General features: G+C 67.9%; 6 protein-coding genes and 1 pseudogene. 6 read left to right on the top strand and 1 reads right to left on the bottom strand.

Annotation, left to right across the window (positions count from 1 at the left end; genetic code table 11):
• The coding region (gene mftG / locus A5711_RS16155) for a mycofactocin system GMC family oxidoreductase MftG (protein ID WP_067948204.1) at positions 1-1,098 on the top strand (1,098 nt) is incomplete at its 5' end.
• A 428-nt stretch (positions 1,099-1,526) separates the two neighbouring features.
• Here mftG and A5711_RS16160 read toward each other — a convergent pair.
• Positions 1,527-3,026 (bottom strand): MFS transporter, encoded by a 1,500-nt coding sequence (locus A5711_RS16160; RefSeq protein WP_369829944.1) that lies wholly within the window; start codon positions 3,024-3,026, stop codon positions 1,527-1,529.
• A gap of 190 nt (positions 3,027-3,216) precedes the next feature.
• Here A5711_RS16160 and A5711_RS16165 point away from each other — a divergent pair, with 190 nt between their 5' ends.
• The 5 genes and pseudogenes from A5711_RS16165 to A5711_RS16185 all read left to right on the top strand — a co-directional run.
• Positions 3,217-3,870 (top strand): TetR/AcrR family transcriptional regulator, encoded by a 654-nt coding sequence (locus A5711_RS16165; RefSeq protein WP_067948212.1) that lies wholly within the window; start codon positions 3,217-3,219, stop codon positions 3,868-3,870.
• A gap of 385 nt (positions 3,871-4,255) precedes the next feature.
• On the top strand, positions 4,256-4,561 hold the full coding sequence (gene rpsJ / locus A5711_RS16170; RefSeq protein WP_003873519.1) for a 30S ribosomal protein S10: 306 nt from the start codon (positions 4,256-4,258) through the stop codon (positions 4,559-4,561).
• A gap of 13 nt (positions 4,562-4,574) precedes the next feature.
• The gene (rplC, locus tag A5711_RS16175; protein WP_067948208.1) at positions 4,575-5,228 is read left to right on the top strand and encodes a 50S ribosomal protein L3; all 654 of its coding nucleotides are present in this window, start codon (positions 4,575-4,577) and stop codon (positions 5,226-5,228) included.
• On the top strand, positions 5,228-5,893 hold the full coding sequence (gene rplD, locus A5711_RS16180) for a 50S ribosomal protein L4 (RefSeq protein ID WP_067948210.1): 666 nt from the start codon (positions 5,228-5,230) through the stop codon (positions 5,891-5,893). Before rplC ends, rplD begins: the two co-directional genes overlap by 1 nt.
• Positions 5,894-6,001: pseudogene (locus tag A5711_RS16185) on the top strand (50S ribosomal protein L23); the annotation flags it as partial.

Genomic DNA, 6,001 nt, shown 5'->3' on the forward strand with positions numbered 1-6,001 from the left:
CCCGGCTGGGCCTGGTCCGACGTCCTCGAGAGCTTCCGCGCCATCGAGACCGACCTGGACTTCAGTGGGCCGGCCCACGGCGACAGCGGTCCGATCCGGGTCCGTCGCACCCACGAAATGACGGGAACCACCGAACGTTTCATCACCGCCGCGCAGCGCGCCGGTTTCGACTGGATCGAAGATCTCAATGACTTTGGGCCGGAACCGGTTTCGGGGACGGGTGCCGTCCCGCTGAACATCGTCGACGGTGTGCGTACCGGATCCGGCGCGGGCTTCCTGTTGCCGGTACTGGGCCGGCCGAACCTGACCTTGCACTCCCGGACGCGCGTCGCGCGGTTGCGCTTCACCGGCACCACCGCCACGGGTGTCGACGCCGTCGGCCCGCACGGCCGGGTGACGCTGACCGCAGACCGGATCGTGTTGTGCGCCGGGGCCATCCAAACGGCGCAGCTGCTGATGCTCTCCGGCATCGGAGCCGAGGAGGGGCTGCGGGCCGTCGGCGTACCGGCGGTAAACCCGCTGCCGGTGGGCACGTCGTTCAGCGACCACCCCGAATGGGTGCTGCCCACCGACTGGACGGTGGCTCCCGGCCGGCCGGTGCTGGAAGTCGTGCTGAGCACCGCCGATGGTCTCGAGATCAGGCCCTACACAGGCGGGTTCGTCGCGATGACCGGGGACGGCACCGCCGGTCATGCCGACTGGCCGCACATCGGGGTGGCGCTCATGCGGCCACGCGCACGCGGGCGCATCACGCTCGCGTCGGCCGATCCCGAGGCGGCGCCCCTCATCGAGCACCGTTACGACAGCGAGCCCGAGGACGTCGCGGCGCTACGCCAAGGCGCCGAATTGGCCCGCGAATTGGCGCGTACCGCAACACATGTCGGCGAGCCCGTATGGTCCACGTCGCAACACCTCTGCGGCACGGCGCCGATGGGCGCCGATACCGACCCACGGGCGGTCGTAGACCATCGCTGCCGGGTGCACGGCATCGACAACTTGTGGGTGATCGACGGCTCGGTCCTGCCCGCGATCACCAGCCGGGGGCCGCACGCCACCATCGTCATGATCGGTCATCGGGCCGCCGAATTCGTTCGGTGATGCGTGCGTGGGGGCGGGCCTCAACGGTGAGGCATGAGGCCCGCCCCGCTAGCGGCGAATGTTCATGCGGTCCACGTAGATGGCCACGGCAAGTGGCGGTGCGCGCGCAATTGATACGTCGCGCGACAATGCGTCGCAATATTCGTGGACTGCACGGTCGCCGTTCCATTGTTCGATTGCCCGTGCTTGTCTTTTGTCCGTTACCTCCCTTCGCCGTTGCGTGAAACCCGTCGGCAGGCCGGAGGCGAACGCTGCCGCGCCGGGCATACCGGCTCGACCACGCTGGTAACACCCATCAACACCACATCCACCTCGCCTCGCAGAGATGATCTGTAACTGTCGATATATATTTGGTGATACCAGAACCGGCAGACGTTTTCAAGCATTGAACCCGCTGTTGGACAACAGCATTGGACGAAAGGGCCGGTTCAGCGACGGCGGCTGGACAGCATCCCGCGCACCGGCCGAAGCTGCCGGCCGTCGCGGCCGGGCGCCCAAACCGCGCTCAGCAGCGCGGCGGCGGCGACGATCACGGCCATCGTGATCGTCGATGCGTGCAAGGCCGCCAGGAACGCGGCCTTGCTGATGTCCGCCAGCTGGCGGCCCTGGGGTCCCATCCGGCCCGCCACCTCGACGGCTTTGGCCAGCGAATCGGTGGCCGGCCCCCGGACCGGCTCGGGAAAGCCCGCCAACTTCGGGGCGAGCTCGTGCGAATAGCGGCCGGCCAGAATCGAACCGGCCACCGCGATTCCCAACGCGCCGCCCATTTCCCGGGACGTGTCGTTCACCGCGGAGGCGACACCCTGCTTCTCGTCGGGCACCGCCCCCATGATCGCCGACGTCGTCGGCGCCGTGCAGATTCCGATGCCGGTTGCCAATATCAGTGTGGGCCAGGCGAATTCCAGATATGAAGAGTGCAGGTTCAACCGGTACATGCACGCGAACCCGACCGCCATCAGCAGGGTGCCGATGAACAGCACGAGCCGCAGGCCCAGCTTGGGCACGTACCAGAACGATAGCGCCGAGAAAATGCCGAGCGGCACCATGAACGGGCCGAAGGAGATCGCCGTCGTCAGGGCCGAGTAGCCCATGATCTGTTGCACGTATTGCATGCCGATGTAGAAGAAACCGAACGTGGCGCCGAACAGGATGACGATCGCGGCGACACCGGTGGCGAAATTCGGGTCGGCGAACAACCGGACGTCGAGCAGCGGTTGCCTGTCGCGCCGGGCGAGGCGCAGCTCGACGGCACCGAACCCCGCCGCGAGCACCGCCCCCGCGACGAGCCCGCCCCAGACCAGGGGGTTGCTCCATCCGTGGGTCGGCGCCTCCAGGATCGCCGCCACGGCGATCGCCACCGCGGCACCGACCAGGATCGCGCCCAGCCCATCGATCCGGGGGGCGCCGCTGTCGCGCGACGAGGCGACGGTGCACGCCAGCGCGAAGATCACCAGACCGGCGACGCCCAGCGACCAGAAGATCGCGTGCCAGTCCCAAAAGCGAAGCAGCACGCCGGAACCGATCATGCCCAGCACGCCGCCGGATCCGGCGGTGCCCGCCCAGATCCCGACCGCCTTGGTGCGCTCGGCTTTTGGATAGGCCACGCTCAGCAGCGACAACGTCGCCGGCATCACGAAGGCGGCGCCGATTCCGGCCACCGCACGGCCGGCGATGATCTGCGCCGGGCTGTGCAGCATCGCCGGGGCCATCGAGCCGACCGAGAAGACCACCAAGCCGATCAGCAGGGCGCCGCGCCTGCCGTAGCGGTCGCCGATCGCGCCCGCGGGCAACAGCAGGCACGCCAGGGCGACGGTGTACCCATCGACGATCCAGTTCAGCTGCGACTGGGTGGCCGAGGTGGCCACCGCGAGGTCTCCCAGCGCGGTGTTCAGCGCCGTCATCGACGCGACAACGAGGGCGACTCCCATGCAGGCGACCGCCAGCGTCCAGTTTCGAGCTCGGGGACTATTGCCGATGCTGACTGCATCAGTACGCTGGTCAGGCCGGACCAGGGTTTCGACCATGCTGCGCCTCCTCACGGTGGCGTTGGGAAGTTTCGAGACCGATAGTCTTGTAGGTAGACCGATAGTCTCGTTCCCAAACAGGGAGGTGGGTCACATCACTGGCAGCACCAGCGACCCCCGCCCGGCGCGCTCGCGGGCGCGTTTACTCGAGGCCGCCGCCACGCTGCTGAGTTCCGGTGGTCCCAGCGCGGTGACCGTCGACGCGGTCACCCGCACGGCCAATGTGGCCAGAGCCACGTTGTATCGCCACTTCCCCAGCGGAAACGATTTGCTGGCAGCGGCTTTCAACAGCCTCATCCCGCCCTCGCCCACGCCGCCGGCCGAGGGTTCGCTGCGCGACCGCCTGGTGGCGGTGGTGCTGGCGCAGGCCGAGTCGGTGGCGCAGGCGCCGGCGCTGATGACGGCCATGTCGTGGTTGTCCATGGGTCGGGACCTGGACGAGATGCCGGAACCCCGCGACTGCGCCGTAAACAGCACGGCGATCACGACGCTGCGGGAGCGCATCGCCCAGCAGTACGCCGCGCCGTTCGACGCCATCTTCGACAGCCCGGAGGCCGCCGAGCTCGGCGAGGTGGACCGCTCCCGGGCCATCGCACTGCTCATCGGCCCGCTGGTGCTGGGGCGCCTTTCCACCCTTCCCGACTTCGATTACCGCGAGTGCGCGCTCGCGGCGGTCGACGGTTTCCTCTATGTACAGCGCGCACACAGCCGGGCCGGCGCGGCGAGCGTCGAATCGGCGGGTGCCTGAGGCCGGCGACGGCCGCTGACCAGCGGGTTGACCGCCGGGCGGGGCCGCGCCCGTGGCGTTCGGCCGGGATTTGGCCAAACCCATGATCTAGGGCATACTGTTCAGGTTGCCTTGGGCCGGGTTTGCGCCTGGTCGGGCATACGACCAGCGCCCAAACGGGCGCGTCCGGTCCCATCCTTGGAGCGCGACAAATTTTGCCGCGGTCCAGGCTGCGTGAGGGTGACACACCCGACCGCGGGGGCCGGTGGACCACGACAGGTAAACAGCGGCGCAGTATCCGGCGCGACGCTCGATCGGCCCAGGGTTGGCCCGGGCTCGATTAGCGCGCTGGGAGCACCAGGTCCGGACACGGATTTTTGTAAGTTGGAGTGAGGGTAGGAGAAGCGTGGCGGGACAAAAGATCCGCATCAGGCTCAAGGCCTACGACCATGAGGCCATCGACGCATCGGCGCGCAAAATCGTCGAGACCGTCGTCCGCACGGGTGCCAGTGTCGTAGGTCCGGTGCCGCTGCCGACTGAGAAGAACGTGTATTGCGTCATCCGCTCTCCGCATAAGTACAAGGACTCGCGGGAGCACTTCGAGATGCGCACTCACAAGCGGTTGATCGACATCCTCGACCCGACGCCGAAGACGGTCGACGCGCTGATGCGCATCGACCTTCCGGCGAGTGTCGACGTCAACATCCAGTAGGAGATCCAGACTCATGGCAAGAAAAGGCATTCTGGGTACCAAGCTGGGCATGACGCAGGTGTTCGACGAGAACAACCGGGTCGTCCCGGTGACGGTGGTCAAAGCGGGGCCCAATGTGGTCACCCGCATCCGCACACCCGAGCGCGACGGCTACAGCGCCGTCCAGCTGGCCTACGGCGAGGTCAGCCCTCGCAAGGTGAACAAGCCGGTCACCGGTCAGTACAGTGCCGCGGGCGTGAACCCGCGCCGGCACCTGGCCGAATTGCGGCTGGACGACGAGGCCGCGACCAGCGAATACGAAGTCGGCCAGGAGCTGACGGCGGAGATCTTCGCCGACGGCGCCTATGTCGACGTGACCGGTACCTCCAAGGGCAAGGGCTTCGCCGGCACCATGAAGCGCCACGGCTTTCGCGGCCAGGGCGCCAGCCACGGTGCGCAGGCGGTGCACCGCCGTCCCGGTTCCATCGGCGGCTGCGCCACCCCCGCGCGCGTCTTCAAGGGCACCCGGATGGCCGGCCGGATGGGTAACGACCGGGTGACCGTGCAGAACCTGGTGGTGCACAAGGTTGATGCCGAGAACGGCGTGCTGCTGATCAAGGGTGCGGTCCCCGGCCGTACCGGTGGGCTCGTGGTGGTCCGCAGCGCGATCAAACGAGGTGAGAAGTAATGGCTCTCAAGATCGACGTCAAGACGCCCGACGGCAAGGTCGACGGCTCCGTCGAGCTCCCGGCCGAGTTGTTCGACGCCCCGGCCAACATCGCGCTGATGCACCAGGTGGTCACCGCGCAGCGGGCGGCGGCGCGCCAGGGCACGCACTCGACCAAGACCCGCGGCGAAGTCAGCGGCGGTGGACGTAAGCCGTACCGGCAGAAGGGAACCGGTCGTGCCCGTCAGGGTTCGACGCGGGCCCCGCAGTTCACCGGCGGTGGCGTCGTGCACGGTCCCAAGCCGCGCGACTACGCCCAGCGCACCCCCAAGAAGATGATCGTCGCCGCGTTGCGCGGCGCGTTGTCGGACCGGGCGCGCAACGGCCGCATTCATGCGGTCACCGAGCTGGTGTCGGGCCAGACGCCGTCGACCAAGAACGCCAGGGCGTTCCTGGGCACGCTGACCGACCGCAAGAAGGTGCTGATCGTGATCGGCCGCAGCGACGAGGCCGGCGCCAAGAGCGTGCGCAACCTGCCCGGTGTGCACATCCTGACGCCCGACCAGCTCAACACCTATGACGTGCTGCGCTCCGACGACGTGGTGTTCAGCGTTGAGGCGCTCAACGCCTACATCAGTGCCCAGGCGGGCGCCGGCACCGCTAGCACCGAGGAGGTAACGGCGTAGATGGCGACCATCACCGACCCCCGCGACATCATCCTGGCCCCGGTCATCTCGGAAAAGTCCTACGGCCTCCTGGATGAGAACGTGTACACCTTTGTGGTGCACCCCGAT

Origin of the sequence: Mycobacterium sp. E2238 (genome assembly GCF_001672665.1) — a bacterium.
Taxonomy (GTDB): domain Bacteria; phylum Actinomycetota; class Actinomycetes; order Mycobacteriales; family Mycobacteriaceae; genus Mycobacterium.

Bases quoted from the DNA above. Each gene is read 5' to 3' on its own strand.
- rplD (WP_067948210.1), top strand. From the start codon at position 5,228: ATGGCTCTCAAGATCGACGTCAAGACGCCCGACGGCAAGGTCGACGGC.
- rplC (WP_067948208.1), top strand. From the start codon at position 4,575: ATGGCAAGAAAAGGCATTCTGGGTACCAAGCTGGGCATGACGCAGGTG.
- A5711_RS16160 (WP_369829944.1), bottom strand. From the start codon at position 3,026: ATGGGAGTCGCCCTCGTTGTCGCGTCGATGACGGCGCTGAACACCGCG.